The sequence below is a fragment of the Spirosoma endophyticum genome (genome assembly GCF_900112365.1).
GTDB lineage: Bacteria > Bacteroidota > Bacteroidia > Cytophagales > Spirosomataceae > Spirosoma > Spirosoma endophyticum.
Genome location: NZ_FOLQ01000012.1, coordinates 80,914 through 99,195, shown reverse-complemented (window position 1 = coordinate 99,195; position 18,282 = coordinate 80,914). Strand labels below are relative to the sequence as shown.

Below are 18,282 nucleotides of genomic sequence, written 5' to 3'. Positions count from 1 at the left end.
ATATTTTCAGTTGAGTAGATAGGCTAATCCCATATCGACCTCTTCTTTTTCGAGATCATAGTTTGCTTTTAGAACCCCGTATGACTGCGGCCCTTTGAATTGTCTTTTAATCTCGTCTAAGGTGACGTCCTTTCCGGCGATACAGGGTAGCCCCTGGCTTATTCTTGGGTCGATGATAATTATTCCCTTACCTTTTTTCGGCATCATTCGCTGAATAACTCCATTAACAACCTCAAAGTCAATCGACAACAAAAAGCTATGGACAAATTCCAAATTATATTGGTTTGTACCATCTAACTCAATTACTTGACCCTCATAGTCTAGCCTTACTTTCTTGCCTTCCCGGCGAAGGGATTCAAGCAGCGGAACGTTAGCAAATGGATATAAAGAATGGTCAATTTTTTTCAGTGCTGCGCGAGCGTTCAGTATGTTAGTGATACTTACTCCCGCCTGATCCATTGTGGCAATTGCTACCAACTCTATTAGGCCCTGGAAACTGATAAATAATTCACGTCCGTTAGATCCGTTAGATTCACTAAGCCCTTCGTAGCCTCGCTTATACAGTTCGCTGAACCAGTAACTTACTCGCTGGCTTGTTAGCGGATTGTTTACGATGGAATTCAATATTTCGACAACACCACTCACATTGTACATTGGTGCATTGGGACCGGGGTCTCTCATACTTTCACTTTTTTGGGAATCACTGCCACCAAAATCAATACCTAAAGACTTCACCGTATTGGGCTTTACTATATTGGGCTCTTGCACGACGGTAGTACGCGACCCGGCTTTTCCCTTTTTCAGTGTAGCCTTAGCTTCAACCAATAGTGCCAGTTGTGCCGCTTTGGCTGCCTGCTCCTCGGCATAAAGTTTATGATTGAGCAATAACAGACGTTTAAGGACTTCCTTCCGGGCAACCGTGCTGATGGTATACCGTACGCGGTCGTTGTCGGGCAGGTAATCAACATCATGAAACGCATGACCGAGGTCTAAATCCTGCCAGCCGTAGGCGTTACGGACGGCGGTGTCCATTTGCACATGCAGCGCACGTAACCGTTCGATACCAATAACGGCTTCATTAAACGATAACGTGGCCTCCGTTGTGTGCGCGAGTTGCTTCCTTAAATGAGCCCCTTCTTTACCCAGCAGTTTCTCGAACGGCTTATCGTCTAAAGCCAACTCCTCAGTGTTGCCGGGGCGGAGGGACTGACCATGGAACAGGTTATAGGTTTTGGTTAGGCCCAACTGCATGCCCAGCATTAGTTGCCGCCGGTGTTCGTGGTATTGCTCTCCGATGGTTTCTAACTCAGATTTCTGTTTGTCGCTCAGATTGGACGGAAAGGGGAAGGTTTGAAAGCAATCTGTAGGAGAATAATTTAGGGTTCCCGCTCCTAAAGTTGAACTGTATTTCCATGCCCAAACATTGTGAATACTACTCCCAATTATTGAATGATAGTGTTGTGATGACAAGGTAAGGAGAGCCAGCTTATGCATAAATACATATTGGCTCGGTACTAAACAGAAGGTCGAATATTTTGAGACAAGTGGAATAGATATAACCCAGTCAAGCGACTTGATTTGTGAGTACAACCCAGGTCGCCTTTCTCCGTATATCCACCAAAGTAATTTGTATGATTCACGATTATTTTCATCTCTAAATGGCTTTACCAGCCGCTCCACAATCTCTAAACAAACCGGATAATCAGCAGCAACCTGCCACTTATAGTTTGGCGGGGCAGTTGGCTCGAAACTGCCATCAGTGATGCGTCGGCTGATGCGTTCGCGGCTGTCTTTGTCCATTTCCTTCCATTCAACTTCGGTATATCGGCGCAACGGCCAGTCAAAGAAGTTGATGACGTAACGGCTGGGGCTTTGGTCGGGATTGTTGTTGAGGTCTTCGCCGTTGAGATACGGGAAAATTACGTCGTGATATTTTAAGTCGGCATCGGTAATGCGCCGGGCTTCGTCGGGTTCCAGCACAAAGCCTTTACCCAACACAATACTGCCCTGAAAACTCTTGTCGGCGTTGGCTTCCAATTGGTGCGGATTACCAATGGTTTCGGCGTCGTCTAAGTACGTTGTAATTACACCAACTTCTTTGCCTATCAGCACAAACGGGCCTTTCCATGGCTGCTTTGTTATCGTTACAAGAGCTACTTCCACTGCCGCGTTACCAGGCCATTTCATACTCTTGACTGCATGGTTGATACTACCGCCATCCGCTGTAATCACATCCAGGCCACCTTCTCTCGCTCCGCCCTGTGCAATAGTATTAGTCGCAATTAGACTTTGAAAACCACCCGATTTTATGAGTGTAAACGCCCGGCGGAAGAAGTACGTCACCAAATCAACCGAACCAGCCGGAGCATATTCGGTTCGGAGCCATTGCAAATAATCGTCGCCGTAAGTCCCTGATAATTTTTGCCCACCCAAAAATGGGGGATTACCTAAAATGCAGTCAAAACCTACTTCCCCTAACTTTTCGTTGAATACCTCCTTAAACTCAAGATACCAATGGAAGAAACGTTTCTCAGCACTTACAGCTTTAGCAAGGGCAGCAGCTGGAATTTGCCAACCTGCATAACCGCGCAGCATTTCACGGTATGGACCATCCGTAATGATATTGCTAACTGAACTTACGGATTTAGGTATAAAAAAGGGCGCAACTGCCAAATCTGCCAATGCATGTTGCTTTGCATTATTACTGCTTTTTTCATATTGCTCAAAAGCTCTGGCTTTGGCTTCTACTTCTGACGGATTTCGTTCAGGCAGTTTTAAAAGTTGTTCATATTCATTTACCAGTGTATTGAGCTGGTCATCTGTCTGGCTGTTGTATAAACTAAGGGTTGCTTTGGCCTGATCGTCTTTGTTTCGTTTTAGCAGTAAGCTGGCAACTTGCTTATCATCTCGTGGCAGGGCTTTAAAGGCTGCATTGGTTATACCTTTTGCAAGGTCCTTTTTGCTTATAAGTCCTACAATGGAGTCACCACAGCGGATGCGGTGATCCAGAAAACCCAGTGGCTCGCCAGGTGTATGGCTTTCGAGCCAAAGAGCCACTTTGCAGAGTTCAACAGCAGCTGGGTTTTTATCGACACCGTAGATGCAGTTTCGCACCACGTCGCGTAGGGCCGTTCGGTACGCCACCGGGTTGGGTTGATCTTCGTTGGTGCGGACGCGGGCCAGTTCGGTAGCTAATCGCCGGGCGGCAGAGAGCAGGATATGGCCTGAGCCGCAAGCAGGATCAAGGATTTTGAGCGACAGCAAAGCTTGTTGTTTGTCCGACTGCTTCAGTTTGTCGGCAATCAAGTAATCAAGCGAGTGTTTAATGAGCGGCTGAACGAGTTCTTCAGGCGTATAATGCGAGCCAGAGCGTCCGCGTCCTTCGCCTTTTACAAATGCGAAGACGGGTACGGTACCGTTGCTGATGATAGCGGCATCTAATTCGAGCAGGCCTTCATAGACCGAACCGAACTCTTCGACGTTCAGAGCCGCATAGTTAACCCGGATGCGCTGTCCAGTTTTGGGATGTTTAAAAAGCGATAGTTTCAGCAGGCATTCGAGCAGGGTACGGTTGTCTAAAGCGCATAGGTGCAACGGCCCCAAGGCATTAACGCCAAATAACCGTCCGCCGAGGGGAGTAATAGCCAGCGCCTGTCCGAACGCACCGTCTTCAAACAGCCGGAATGTGTCGAGCAGGCTGGTCCAGAGATCGGTATGAAGTGAGTTAGCCAGGTAGCGTTGTTCCGCCAATCGACGCAGACGAGCCAGCGAATAATATTGGTCGTAGATGTATTTTAGCCGTTTTAGCGTAGGATCGTTTTTGATAGCTTCTGGATCGTAGATGATATTTCGCTCTTCGGTCACCATCAAAAACAGCAGCCGGTAAATAAATCGCAGCAGCAATTGGTAATAGGCATCTGCTGACAGTTGGCCCGTAGCAATCTGATTGCGCAGATGGGTATTATCGGGGTGCCGAAGAAACCCATTGGCGAATCGCTCAATCGCTTCTTTAACGTAATGACTCAATCCATCGCGAATCCTCGAACCTGACTCCAGCGCATCCTGGTGGTAGCGTTCCAGCCAGCTTTCAGGCGTTTGTTCGGGTGTGAGGGGTATACGGCTGACATGTAACAAGCGGTACAGGACAGCGAAATCAGCAAAGATTTCTTCATCCATCATCCGCTCCAAATCGAACTCAACAAACGAGAGCCGAACCAACCGACTTCCATCACGCAGAAGCCGAAGGGACGAGCCATTGGTGACAAGCGCATATACATGCTCCGTCAGATTAATATACTCCTGTACTAGCCCATGGGGTGAAAGTTTAGGCCCGTTTGTTGATTGGCGTTTTTCGTCCAAACTATCATGCCAGCCAACCACATGAATGGGGAACTGGCCCCGGTCGCGGTGACTGATGACATAATTTCGGTCTTGTATTTCTTCGCCTCGTTGTTGTGCCTCCGGGTCATAGCCCAGCAGGTTGAGCAACGGCACGATCCAGAACTTACGGGTTTCGGTAGTGCCAAAGCGGGAAGCGGCCACGCCTGAAGTGGCATCTAGTTTGCGTTTGAAAATGCGCCAGTAATCGAGTGCATCAGCCCAGGAACGGGCAATTTCGTCTTTTACTTTAATGGTCTTAGCCAGGCCAAAGTCAGCCGGTTGTTGACCAGCCCCATCGCCCTGAGCGATGGTGTCTAGTAGGTCGGCGGAAAGAATAGACCCTTCAATACGGATGGTGGGGAAGGTCATTACTTTTTGTATCTTTGATAAAAAGCAGTCAACATGAAAATTGAGACAACAGCCACGGAATACGTTATCCGGCTGAATCGGGCGGCCTTTACGACGGAAGACATTGAGCGGCTGCTCCGTAACTTACGTTTACAGGAGCTGGCTTCTCAGTTGGGTGGCAACCCTGAAGAAGCCGACCAACTGGCCGATGAACTAATGCAACAGTGGTGGAACGGGAACCCCTCCAACGCCTGATTGCTCCATCGCCTACACTATGAAACCAACTATTGTGGTGGATGCCAACATCCTGATGAGTGCGTTGATCACGCAGCAGGGTCGGGTGGCCGCTACGCTCATTGAGGCTTCGGATCGGTATCGGTTTATCAGTTGTCATTTTTTGTACATTGAGCTGTTCAAGCACAAAGAAAAAATGGTTAAACTCAGCCGCTTATCAGAGGCTGATTTTTTAGAGTTATTGCTCGGTTTACTCAACCGAATCGAATTTTTAAACGAGTCCCTGCTTCCGGCTAGTGCCATTGAACAGGCCCGCCAACTGGTCTATGATGTTGACCCACGTGATAGCCATTACGTAGCCCTTGCCCTGCAGTACAAGGCCCGTTTGTGGACCGGCGACCGGAAACTTTCGGAGGGCTTACAGGCCAAAGGCGTAACGTTCCTGTGTACCACCGCCGATTTGTGAATTTGGCAGACGTGTCTGCCAAATTCAGATAAGCTTATTTTCCCGGCACCAGTACATAAATACCTAGTACATCCATGGGAAGCACGGGGGTAACAACCTGATACTTTTTGCTTCCAGGACGAGCTGCCGTTACAGTCGATGTACCCAAAACTTGCCGAACCCGTTCATGGGCTGCGACTAGTTTTTCGGCTCGGTCATAAGCCACTTTATCGAAGTCCTCTTTCAAATACGACAGGTTATCCAGTTCGTCTTCCAGAAACATTACTTTCTGGGGTGGCGTCATTTCGGCAGATGGCTGGGCGCTATTGAGAAGCGCAATACCTTCGTCCGTTTCGGTGTTTAGAAAGTCTCCGTCTTCGGGCGAACCTCGGTACCCCCAAACCAGCATTTCTTCCGCCACCATATCGGTCTGACCACCCCGTTCCCGAATCACGTTGCGGACCCGGAATACCAGTATGGTCGTTTTTATCGCAACCGCTGACGTTCTAATAACAGAGGCACGCGCAACGCCATGTTGCTTGTTATGATACATGGCTGCGGCCATCATATATTGGCATAGGTTTTCGACAAACGAATGGTTCCTGCCTATATACATATACCCTTCGGGTACAGGCGAAACGAAGCTAACAAGCATTTCAGCTTTGTCCGGTAGTGCCATTTTCAGACTAACGGGCAAATTGTGCGTATAGAGCTTGTAGCCTTTTTGGTAGGCGTCAATTTGTCCGCCTAAAAAACGTACGGCCAATTTAACAAAGGCTTCAACAGCAGCCGGGTTACCAATGGCTGCATCCGTTTCTTGCAAATCGACCTCAATATCATGGGCTTTAATGGCATGCTGGGCAAACAAACTCCGCGATTTTTCTTCGCGCTGGGCTGCGGCTTCGACGGCCTTGGACACTTCCAATTCTTTCGAGCCAATAATGGCCGTTTCAGCATCGGTACTGAAGTCAATCGAAAGTTGTGTTTGTGCCTGTAATTGTGTTCGTATCTTCTTGGGGTTAATTAGTACGGCTTGTAAAACGGCGTCGGCAATGGAGCGGGAGTCTTCTGGAAAGGGCATAGAGATTCCAATCGTCTTACGAATCTCGCGTACCTTGTTGATAATGACACGTAATACAACCCCGTCGATAGGATTGTCTTTGCCATAAAGCAGATAGGTCTTTACCGTCTTGGCTAACTGTCCAAAACGGTCAACCCGGCCCTCGCGTTGTTCAAGTCGGTTCGGGTTCCAGGGCAAATCGTAGTGCAAAACTGCCGAAAAACTATCCTGAAGGTTAATGCCTTCCGACAGGCAATCGGTACAGACCAACACCCGTTTGGCCGACTTACTCATGTCGTCAATGCGCTGACGCCGGACTTCGTCGGGGTCTTCGCTGGTAATGATCTGCACATCGACGTTGGCCCATTTTTTCTGCAAAGCGGGTTTTAATAATTCGCCTACGTATTTAGCCGTAGCGATGTAGCGACAGAAGATAACGGGCTGAAAACCCTGCCCCAGCCATTCTTCGGCAATGTTAGCCGCATAGAACGCTTTGGCATCTTTCCGAATCGATTGCAAGGCTTCCATCTGATTCAGCAGCGAACGCATTGTTTTAACTTCATCGGATGTCCATCGGCTTTTTTCCAGCACATGGCCGGGTGTTACATCCGTATCCTGACCACCTTCAGTATCCAGTACCGGGTTATCCCCAACCCCTTCATCCGTTTCGTCCTGGGGCTGGTTACCCAGTTTCCGGTTCAACATCTCAATGCCCGCACGGGGGCTGCTCATCGCACCCCGTAGTAAAGCCAAGGCCGACCAGTAGCGAGAATTTTGAGAGCCGCGTGTTCCTTCGGATCTGCTCTCACTACGCCGAACAAGTTGCTGCGCAAAATCGAGCAGATTATCGTAGAAAGCCGCATAGTCGGGCGAGAGGTCATAGGAAAATTCCCCGCCATCGCGTTTGGGAAAGGGAGTATCCTCACCAAGCCACTGAATGACGTCACCCCGTTTGCGCTGGACAAAATGCCGGGACAATCGTTTACGGGCCTCGGCATCCATTTGAAGCAGATCCGTTTGCGCAAATTCGGGCTTCAGCAGACCCAGTAACGACTGAAACTCGGCGGGTTTGCCTGAATGGGGAGTTGCCGTCAGCAAAATGAGTTGCTGGTCTTCTTTTTTTGCCAGATCGCGCAAAAGCCCATAGCGTTGTTGTTGGCTCCCCGCTGACGATTGTCCATCCGGGTTGGCGCAGGTGTGCACCTCATCTACAATACAGAGTTCAGGACACTCTTTTAAAAATACATTCCGCCGAGTGTCGGTCTTAATATAATCAATGGACAGGATCTGGTACGGATAATAGGTGTACACGCTCACATCGCCCTGAATGTCCCGGTCAAGGCGGGCCTGGGTGTCGGAGCGAATAATAACCGCATCAATACCGAATTTATCTTTCAGCTCGCGCTGCCACTGATCGCACAAATGCGGTGGACAGATCACGGCAAACCGTTTAATCTCCCGCCGTTCAAGCAATTCTTTTACAATCAGCAGTGACTCCGCTGTTTTACCCACTCCCACATCGTCGGCAATCAACAACCGAACCGGATCAAGCCGCAAAGCCATAATCAGTGGGACGATTTGATAGGAACGTGGTCGGAACGATAACCGGGCCAGCGAGCGGAACGGGCCAGCGCCAGATCGAAACGAGAGCCGGGTGGCTTCAAACAGGAGTCGGGCCGTATCAAACGCACCCAGATCCTCCGCCTTGGGCAATATAAACTCCGCCGATTTGATCGTTTGACGAATACCAGGCAAGCCCATAAAAAGGCCAGTTGTTTCGTCGTCAGTACCACCCAACGGTTTAAGCAACAATACATCGGTATCGTCGGAGGGTTGTACGACCCAATCCCGCTGACGAGTGTGGACTAAAGAACCTACTTGAAAATCCATGTGGATGAATTAGCGAATTTTAGTAAAAACATCGGAGCGTTTGGCAATCTGCTCGGCCAGGTTCTGGTCATACCGGTAGGCCCAACACTGTTCGCCCCGATTCTTGATAGCCTGTCGAACTTTACGATCATGCTCTTTAATCTCCGGCTTATCATGGACGCTGCCGTCGATGAACACATGAAAGTCAGGCTCATAGAAAAAGTCAGGCTGGCTATAAATTCCATCTACCCGCGCTTGTGCTTTGTCAGGCAGACGGAGATTATTGGCGTACAGAAATTCCAGAAACGTCCGTTCGAGCGTCGAGTTGGTATCATACTGATTCAGCATGGAGCGGAACTGGTCATCATAATTGGCAAACTGCTCACCAACGGGTAATTCGATGTGTGCCGCCTGCATCATAATGAGCGCTTCTCGAATTAAAGCCCTGTCGATTTTCTTATGATCACGTTGGTTATAATAACTCAACAGATCATCATAACTGGCCGGGGCTGTATACTCGGCATCGTCAAAACGGCAGAGCTTGTAGGCCGCGTCAATAACCCGATGAAAGGCCTTATTATCACTCACTAACTGCGAGAGAATACCCAGACTCCCTTCGGCTGACTCAAACAAAAAGATATTTGGGTTGTCGGGGTTGCCCATTAACTGTACACCCAATTCGCTGGATTCAATCTGGAATTCCGTCTCAATGGCCCGCTTTAAAGCATATTGCAACGTGATAACGCCGTCAGGCGATAGGTTCAACGCGTTGACTGGCTGGATATACAAAGCATCGGCATTCGTATAGGTATATAATTGAACCGAGAAATTGGCTGGGTCATTATCACCGTTGGCTAACCATTCGCCAAATGAATTCAATCGAAATCCATCCTGCGTCTGGTTTCGCCATCCCTCATTGATGTGAACAAGCCTGGCTGTCGGGATGTATTGAATGCTAAGCAGGTCGAATTCTGTATGCGCAAGGGTAGCTTTTTGTACAGATCCCGTCCCACCGGGTACGCTGAAGAATGTTTGAATACGGTAGCCCTGCTTCACGCGTTCCTCCTCTTCACAGGTAATACGGTCGCGTTCCTGCGAACGCGTTTCGGCCATCTCCAGTAGATTTACGTATAGCTGACGAACATTATCGGTTGTCAGTGCATCGCCCGAAAATGGACAAATGTCGCGCTCGTACTCATCACCGTCTAAGAAATAGCCTGTACGTAAACTCACTTTCGCTTTTGAACGAGCTGTTTCCAGATCATTGACACGAAGCCGACGAACTTCGTATTTAGTGCCGCTGTGATAAATCACGTTGCGTGGACCAAACTCTCGTAAGGCCAATGCCCGCGGACGTGATATAAACTCGCCTGTACCACCCGATCCTTCCAGGAAGGTGCGAAGGGGTAATCGGGTAAAATTATAGCCGGGTAAAAAGCCCTCCGATGCCAGATAGCGGAACGGATAGAATTCCGAGATATAATTGGGCTCGTTAACCTCGTTCTTTAGGAGGTCTAACTGCCGCTGAGCAAAGCGTTGTTCGCGCTGAGCATCTTTAAATTCGGTGCTAGTCGCTACATATAAACCGCTCTCAATTCGTTGCGTATTCGTCTGCAACTGTCGATAAGCGTCAGCATACAGTTTACGCCATCGGTCGAACGCATCGTCGAATGTATCGGTGAAATGCCTAATCTGTATAGTAATCCACTCGGGGGTAAACCAATACTTCTGGCTTAAGGGTTGTCTAAAATCGACGATAACCCGCTCGAATATTCGTTGTAATTTAGTCTGACGATCCGTGCTGATCGCTATTTTTTCTCGTACGGTAGCTAACAAGGGTAAATTCGGCTTTGCCTCATCGAGTAAATCCATGACACTCCGGTTTCCATTCTGCATACCAACCTCCGCCAGAAACATGGCGTGTAGATGACTCCGTAGCAATTCTTCATTGGTCAGATCGATCTGAGGGGCTGTAACAACTCCAGCGACCATATCCAATTCGTTCCGATAATAATGTTTATCATGGGGTGAATAGGAACTGCAATACGTAAAGACTAAAGCCGCTTGCCCGCTTCGTCCCGCTCGCCCGCTTCGTTGCGCATAATTAGCTGGACTAGGAGGTACATTGCGCATGTGTACAACATCGAGTGAGGAAATGTCAATGCCCAGCTCCATGGTTGGGGAACAATACAAGGCACTTAGTTCGCCTTTACGGAATGCATCTTCCCGCTCCTTTCGAATTTCTGTGCTAGTTATCTGGCCCGTATGGTCAGCCGCTTTTAGCTTTTTAACCTGCCGGAAGTCCGTTTTATAGACGTCCCGAAAGAACCGATTGGGTTCTTTATCCGTCGATTTATACGACGGGTTTTTTATTAGGTCAACATCAACGGATTTACCATCGCCCAATTGCCAGATAAGGTAGTCGACGTTTAGCCGGTATAAAGGGAAGTCTGGTCCCTGATCAGTTGGCACCCGGAAGAGCCAACCAGCCTGGACTAGCTTGTTAAGAATTGGAATGATATTTTGTTCGTAAGTAACTTGTTTTAAAGGCTGTTGCGCACTGAAAAGCTTTCTCAGATATTTGCCGAAGGCACTTGAATAGGCGATACTTTGCGTAAAACCGCTATTACGTCCATGGGGGTTTTGGGTAGTTGGCCGTAAGCTATTGGGTGCCATGGGCTGTTCCTTTTCCTCAAAACCCCAAGGTTTAATGAGTTTCTGAATGATTTGAGCCCGCTTGGTATCAATGTGGGCCTGGCTCAGATACTCCTCATAGTTTATGGCATAAAACTTACGGAAGTAATCGAGCATCTGGAAAATTGCCGTGGCTCGCTCAGCAGCCGTCATCTGCTCCAATACGGGAACACCAGTCCAGAAGGCTTCTTCCTCACACTGTTCTTCCAAATAGTTGTACCGGATCTTGATCAATCCGCACTGTTCAAGGTTGGGCAGCACAATGCGCCAGCTGCGTTTGAGGTCTTCAAGAATGCGGTAAGTTAGATAGTCTTTTAACGCCCGCTCATTTTCTTTTCTCGGCCCAATGCCTGACCCAACGCTTTTGGCATAATCTTCCTGTTTAAGCTCTAGAGTCTTGACGACCCTATCGGCAATTTGGCTGTAGTCCAGTTGTTTGTCTGGGGAATCTGCCACCGCCCGGTAGATAGCTGCTCGTATCTGTACCGTGTTTATGAAATCGTTAAAATGACCAGCTTGTAATGCTGCATCCTGGCGGTTATCCGTAAAGCTGAGCACTTTTTGCTGTTCGTAGCCATATCCTTGCAAAGCCAGTTGCTTCAATAACGCAAATGACAGTACGGTCGTGGATGTACTACGCCCTTCACTCCCGAGTTTAGTTAGTTTGCGACCTTCGCTGGTATCCCGATCATAGATGGTACCGCTGGTTGGATCAAAAGGGAGTTTGTAGGGCATAAACCAGCCCGCAATGGGTAAGGCCGGATGGGGGTCATCAGACCAGTTTCCTTGCTCGTTAAAGTAAATTTTTTGTGGAATACGGTGACGATACTTTTTAACGACAGACTTAGCCTGACCACTGGCATCCCGGTTAACCCAGGCATCCGGCAGATTACTAATCTCGTCGTCATTCCAGATTTTATCTCGCTCTTCCTCATCTAATTCGCTCATAATAACATAGCCCCGCTGTACTCCTTTTTCGGGATCGACCTCATCGAGTGAGTCATCAAAGTCACGGGGCATCAGTGTGTCTAGTTCACGAGTTAGGCAAAAGAATGCAACTCCACTTTCTCGGCTAAACACGACGGGGAATAAGGGTTTTTGGTCGACACCCGGTTCTTTGGCAAAATAACCAGCTTCCAGTGTAATGGTCTCGCTGTCAAGGGTCATATAAACAGACCCAGTTTGCGATATGAACTGATGTAGTTTAAAGGGTAGGACCGCTTTTTGCTGAGCAGCTTTCGCTTTTACGTTGGCCTGACTGATTGACGTAAGCAATATCTGGAGAGCATTCGATGCCTTTGATCTGTCACAACCGGTAAAATCAGTCAGCTGGTCGATAATGGCCTCATAGGTCAACGGCTTGTTGCGAACCGGTTGTCCTTCCTGCTGCTTTAGAGCGATGGCTTGTTCGAGCCAGGCGGCTAGTGGGTGCTGCTGAACCAGCTTGATATCATCGGTAGGTTCCAGACTGGTGTTAATAAGCCGTTTAATGGTATCCGAGCTAAACGAAACATGCTGGCCAATTGAATACTCTAATGACTCATGAATAACTTGAGCGGCTGTAAATGGCTGACCAAAAAACAGGGTGGCCACTTCAGCTATCTTTTGTTTCTGATCCGCAAAGCTACCACCGGAAAACATGGTTGCGGAAGTGCCAATGCAGGTGATGGGGTGTTTGGACTGGCAAATCAGTCGACGGGTCAATAGGGCAACATCAGCTCCTTGCCGTCCACGAAACGTATGCAGCTCATCGTAGGCTAAAAAGCGTAGATTATCATAAATGGATTGCCGGAGTCTAGGCTCACCGTCATTATTGCGCGTTAACAAGAGTTCCAGCATCATATAATTGGTCAGAAGTATATCCGGCGGATTAGCCTGCATTTGTCGCCGTGCTTCCTCTTTTTCCTGACCTGTATACTGACCAAAAGTTATCGGGAACGGCTTGCCCGTTTCCTGCTGGTAATAATCCGCATACCCTTGTAATTCATTAAACTGAGAGTTAATCAGGGCATTCATCGGGTAGATGATTATCGCCTTAACACCTGGCAGTAGCTCAGCCTGATGTTGAAAAATATAATTAAAAATAGAGCCAATAAACGTCAGGCTCTTTCCTGAGCCAGTCCCTGAGGTTACGATAAATCCTTTTCTTTGCGATCCTAGGCGAATAGCCTGGACCTGATGTTCATAAAGAGAATAGCCTTTGAAGACATTGTTTAATTCAGCGTGAAGTATGCCTTCTTGGACCAGTTCACCGACCGACTGACCACCTTTGAAGGAAGGGTTAAATTGTATTAGTGGTTGCTTCCAAAATTTGCCATTATTGAGCGCATCAATGACCTTTTTTTTAATGGTTTGATTATCAATGCGAACGAATGAGTGAATATATTCTTTATAGTCGCCAATTATGGCTTGATGTAGGGTAAAGACATTCATTTATGAAAAGGTCAGGGTGTGCGAGGGATGCAATTTATGATTGTTGCGTAGGTATACCAGCATTTTACTAGTTTTCGCTTTAGTTTAGGCTGGCTCACTTTTAAGGGTTCAAGACAGTACGGAACGGCAAACGCACCCAAGATTCATTATGATGAAGCTAAAAATTTGCTTATCATAGATTATTTAAAGACTTCATCAAGCTTCCACAATAGTTCCAAGGCATCCACCCAGCCTGAATTGATGTGTATTTCGAGTATCGAAAGTAAATCTTGGAAAGGTTCTTCCTGCAAAAGAAGTTCTCGGTGATCTGCAAGTAATTTCTCTGTTAAAGACACAATTTCTCTGATAGAAAAACTATCAAATGAATACCCTGTTTGTATAGAATATCTGGTAATATCAGCAACCATCGATAAAATATCTCTAGAATCGTATGATACAACAGAATTTAAAGTTTGCATCATATAATGTGCAGTACGGCCGATCAGTAGTCCTTTATCAGTTATTTGAGATGAAAAATTGAGTATTTTCTTTATTAAGGGCTTAATTAGAAAGTAAAGTTCTTCTCGGTTTTCTTCATTGGCAGGAAGATAATGATTATAATTATCTGGTACTCGTGGATTAGCTTCAAGCGCAAAATAAATACGCATTACAATTCCATCGAAGATGTCAAGCGCATTTTCTACGCCTGGATTTAGAACTTTGAAATCTTTTGTTTGCGTTAATATATGGCCTGCCTGATCAATATAATTATCGATAACTTTTAGTATTACATTCACCCAAGATAGATTCTCCTGAAAAACCGATCTTGGCTCATACGTTTGAATCTGCTTGAATGAGCGAAAAATAACCGTGTTTGAAAATGAACTATATTGATAGCCGTCCACAAGAGTTTCAAAAGCTGTAGGCATATCAGGTTCATTTAAAAACCATAACAGTAATTCCGCGTAAGAATCCACGAACTGTTTTTGTTGTTGAAAAAGATGCGTTTTTCGATTGGCAATCTGAATAATAGCATTTCCATCGTCTGTTATCTTCCCTTCCTTAAAATAAATTACCGATAGTAATATTGCAAAGTTAAAGGCGTCTTTCTCCGCCTGAAGCCGTTCAAAAAGCAATGTTCTATATACATCGAAATGCTTATTGAAGAGTTTCGGAAGATTCTTAATGGAGTTGTAACGAACAACGGAACTTGCATCAGCTATGGCAACTCTGTACAGTGCTAAAATTTCAGGATCGTTATCACGGACGTATAGAAGAGGTAATGCTTCGGATGATTCAATTCTTGGCGTTGATGAATACCCGTTGACGGCGGAGTTGTCTTTTTGCGTTAAATCGTATTTGCTGACATGATTGAAGGAGTAGGTAATTATATGTTTTAGTTGATTAAAATCTTCAACAGGTAATTCTGTAAGATCACGAGAGGAAATTGCTGCGGTTCTTGCTACTGTATTCAATATTGTAAACTCCAAGTCCTCTGGCAATTCTTTATTGGTAGTTATTTCTTCCCACAGAGCAAATACAGCTTTCAGATAGGGCTTGTACTCTTGATATCTAGGTGTCGCATTGAGATATTGGTGATTGAAGTTATCTAGATAATTTACTGACCTTGTTAATTCCGCAATGTGCGCATCAGTTACGTCAACACCTTGATCTCTTAGCCATTCTTCAGTCGAGTAGGGTGTAATTGAAGACGAAAATTGATAAGGCCTAACGTTTTCTTTTATTTCCCTTCCGACCATAAACTCCCTTGCTCGTGTGGTTTGAAGGCGTTCGGGATTGATAGCGGAAAGAATTGCGTGAATTCCGTATTCATGTCCATCTTGGTAAACATTGAAAATGGCATCTTCAATAGCTTCTATTTGCTCATTTGCGAGCAAAGAATCTACTTTTTCAATAAATCCACGGACTTCATATGAGGTATCTGAGGAGGATAAAAACTCTGGCACAAGGACCAGTGGCAGAACCAATTCAAACATTGGTTCTGGATACTCATTGGCTAACTGCATTAACAGTTTCCACAGATAGCCAACCTTCGCATTACTAATGTAAGTTCGAATTAATGCAGCAGCTTGTTGCGTGTTATCCTCACCAAACAACTTCCCGATATATGAAGTAATAGGCTTACCTAAATTTTCAGCTTGACCGGTCAAATGCCTATCTGACCAAATAGCCGAATAATCAGGGTAGAAAGTACAACTTACGCCTTGATAATCGAACGTAAAGCCTTGTTTGTAATCAGAATGAACTTGGTTTTCAAAAATAGTCTCGTTTACAATCTCAATTCCGGTAATAGCTGCTATTTCCGGAGAAGATGCAATAAAAGTTGGAAAGAACTGTTCGAGCCGGAAATAACACATGTCGAAATCCTGACTGCGATTACTGGTAAAGTTCATTACCACTGATGGACCCATTTGTGTTTTCTCACTGCTTGTTTCCCGATGGCCGAAAATCACTTTGTAGACTTCACTAACTAAGGCAGGATCAAAATCAACAAAGTGTTTAATCTCCTCTGAAAGATTTGTAAAGTAGCCAATTTCAAAACCTGGTTCATCAAGCAGCGGGAATATTCTTTGTAGTACAGCCGATGACTGCTTGGGATTTGTCCTGAAGGTTTTCGCTATAAGTTCAATCCCTCTCATTGATCCAATCCTGTCTAAAAAATGCTTCGTTTCCGAATTGCGATTATTTAACACATAGGATAGCAGATTGCGAGCACTATCTCCGCAGACTACAAGCAAATCATCCTTCACGTCATTTATTGCACGCTCTAATAGGAAAGAAAACTCAAACAAGTATTGAAGCTGCAATTCTTTCGAAAGGACATTAAGCAGGGATACATCCTGCGCTATAGTCCTATTTCTGATAAAGCGAATTGATTGAAGAACGTTGCGAATACTTTCATTGCCCTTATCTGTGCCATTTAATTCAAGAATCTTATACAATTCATTTGTACTGGAAAATTGGGATGCAATGGTTCCATTGATAACCAGGCGAACAAAAAGCTGAATTTCCTTCTGTTTATTCTCTGCTAGCTTTGTATACAATTCCCAAAACACTTGCTGGTCTTCATACCATACTGAGGTGAAGAAATAGACAAAGCTTGGTCTAAGAAAAAAGGCTCGGGAATAATCTTCTGCAATAAAACTAAGTAAAGAAACATAATCATGATCTAGACACAGTCGGTTAACGGCATAGTCGAAGAAGATGTTGTGAGTGTAAGCAACTCGACTGTTTCTCAATGAAATTTCGTCAAGAATATTCTCGCTGCGCAAATAGTCGAATATGTCTAACTGATTTTTATTAGCGATTTGAATTAGCTCTAGTTTAGATAGAGAAAGGATTTTGTTTGTAATGAGTTGCTTAGTAAACCAAAGCAAAAATTGCTGCTTTGACAACGCTTCATTAGTTTCATCAATCTTTTTTTGCCAGAAAAAGTCAAGTAGTTGTGTTTCAGATTTATAGTGTTTTATTTCTTCCAGGTTATCGCTGACATAATCTGAGAGAATCGTCTCAAGTATTTTAAGGAAGAAAGGAACATGTAGTATCTCCTTAAGTTCTAATGTACTTTCAAGGTAAAAGTTAAATAAGTTAGGATTTTCTGTTGATGCCTCTTGAATTTCACTTTCATTCAATTCACCAATCTTAAATTTCCTGACTGCAGCATAGCTCCCTAAATCAGTTGGTGGCGAAAATAAATGCGTCAGATCTGTTGATTTTGTTGCATCATACGTCCGCACGCTGACCAATATATTCCATTTGTTATTAAGTAAAGCTTTTGCCTTTTTTATCTGTTTTAAAAAACCTGCTCGCTTCTCTTCATCACGGGCAGCATCAAACGCATCAAATACTAAAACGGCTTTGTGTTCATTCTTCAATTGAATATTGCCTAATACTTCAATCCAGTTGCCTTCAATACGCAGTTCTGAAGCAATAGCCTCATCTGAGCTGTCGTAAGCAGTGTCTATCTTAATAATAAAGCATAGGACATCATTTGAAACCAACTTTCTCAGGAGCTGACGTAATAAATAACTTTTACCAATTCCTGGAATTCCTACCACCATGCCGCTACCTTCAAGCGCAAATTTGTATAGCTCTTGTAATAATTCCTGTCTTTTAATCTTCATCGGCATATTGTTCTCTACTAAGAGAAAAAAGTCTTTCGGTTAGTGCAACATCTCCCTGAGCTACTGCTGTAACTTCCACAGCAGTAGCATTTTTTACAGGTTCGACTTTCTTAACTACTACGTTTACCTGATTTTCCAATTCTGCAATGAATTGGCTAATACCAGTATACTTTCCATCCTCATCCTGAAAAAATATTGTCTGTATGCCATATTCCCTTTTCAGACGAATCGAATGTGCAATGGAACGTTTTAAGGAAGAAGGTGTGACCCTTAAAATCAAGAAATGAGTTTCGGCATTGTATGTACTAAGATCGTCTTTAACAAAATCCAACATTTTAATAAAATAAGGATCGTTCATGCTAAAACCTATAAATACAATTCTTCGGGTTGCTAGTAGTGACCACAAGAGTTTTCTGCGCAACGGCCATTCATAACCATATCTTATGAGAAGATCATTAAGACGCTCTCTTGTTAATTGTCCGTCTTGCAACTGGTCAAATAACGTATCTTCGTTATTACCTAAATCAAACCCATATTTTGACGAGTACTCTCTTCCTCCAAGAACGATACTATCTGGTCTATCGTAAATACCATGCAGATTGGACTTGCAACAGTACACTGGAGATTTTTTTAGGCAGCCATTGGAGCGGTGTAAAAATAGGACTCTTGTTGCGCCGGGGTCTGGTAATGCAGGC

At 45.4% G+C, this 18,282-nt stretch carries 7 protein-coding genes; 2 read left to right on the top strand and 5 right to left on the bottom strand.

All coding sequences use genetic code 11. The features are described from left to right. Positions 1-6: 6 nt before the first annotated feature. Entirely contained in the window at positions 7-4,749 is a 4,743-nt protein-coding gene (locus BM202_RS24420; RefSeq protein ID WP_218160600.1) for an Eco57I restriction-modification methylase domain-containing protein, read from the bottom strand. Between the two features lie 33 nt (positions 4,750-4,782). Here BM202_RS24420 and BM202_RS24415 point away from each other — a divergent pair, with 33 nt between their 5' ends. Next, positions 4,783-4,983, top strand: coding sequence for a hypothetical protein (locus BM202_RS24415; RefSeq protein ID WP_093831073.1), 201 nt, complete (start codon positions 4,783-4,785; stop codon positions 4,981-4,983). A 19-nt stretch (positions 4,984-5,002) separates the two neighbouring features. Next, the gene (locus BM202_RS24410) at positions 5,003-5,428 is read left to right on the top strand and encodes a PIN domain-containing protein (protein ID WP_093831071.1); all 426 of its coding nucleotides are present in this window, start codon (positions 5,003-5,005) and stop codon (positions 5,426-5,428) included. Between the two features lie 34 nt (positions 5,429-5,462). Here BM202_RS24410 and BM202_RS24405 read toward each other — a convergent pair whose 3' ends face one another. From BM202_RS24405 to BM202_RS24390, 4 genes are all read right to left on the bottom strand, one after another. Then, a complete protein-coding gene (locus BM202_RS24405; RefSeq protein WP_093831069.1) occupies positions 5,463-8,357 on the bottom strand; it encodes a helicase-related protein in 2,895 nt (964 codons plus the stop codon). Between the two features lie 9 nt (positions 8,358-8,366). After that, positions 8,367-13,463 carry a DEAD/DEAH box helicase gene (locus BM202_RS24400; protein WP_093831067.1) on the bottom strand — a complete coding sequence of 1,699 codons (5,097 nt, stop codon included), beginning with the start codon at positions 13,461-13,463 and terminating at the stop codon, positions 8,367-8,369. A 179-nt stretch (positions 13,464-13,642) separates the two neighbouring features. Next, complete coding sequence (locus BM202_RS24395; RefSeq protein ID WP_143100742.1) at positions 13,643-17,587, bottom strand: NACHT domain-containing protein; 3,945 nt, start codon at positions 17,585-17,587, stop codon at positions 13,643-13,645. Continuing rightward, positions 17,577-18,282, bottom strand: a 706-nt coding sequence (locus BM202_RS24390; RefSeq protein ID WP_218160599.1) for an SIR2 family protein, incomplete at its 5' end; no start/stop codon positions are given. The genes BM202_RS24390 and BM202_RS24395, both read right to left, overlap by 11 nt.

Excerpts from the sequence above, each read along its gene's own strand:
- BM202_RS24400 (WP_093831067.1), bottom strand. The coding sequence starts at position 13,463 with ATGAATGTCTTTACCCTACATCAAGCCATAATTGGCGACTATAAAGAA.
- BM202_RS24395 (WP_143100742.1), bottom strand. The coding sequence starts at position 17,587 with ATGAAGATTAAAAGACAGGAATTATTACAAGAGCTATACAAATTTGCG.
- BM202_RS24410 (WP_093831071.1), top strand. The coding sequence starts at position 5,003 with ATGAAACCAACTATTGTGGTGGATGCCAACATCCTGATGAGTGCGTTG.
- BM202_RS24405 (WP_093831069.1), bottom strand. The coding sequence starts at position 8,357 with ATGGATTTTCAAGTAGGTTCTTTAGTCCACACTCGTCAGCGGGATTGG.
- BM202_RS24415 (WP_093831073.1), top strand. The coding sequence starts at position 4,783 with ATGAAAATTGAGACAACAGCCACGGAATACGTTATCCGGCTGAATCGG.
- BM202_RS24420 (WP_218160600.1), bottom strand. The coding sequence starts at position 4,749 with ATGACCTTCCCCACCATCCGTATTGAAGGGTCTATTCTTTCCGCCGAC.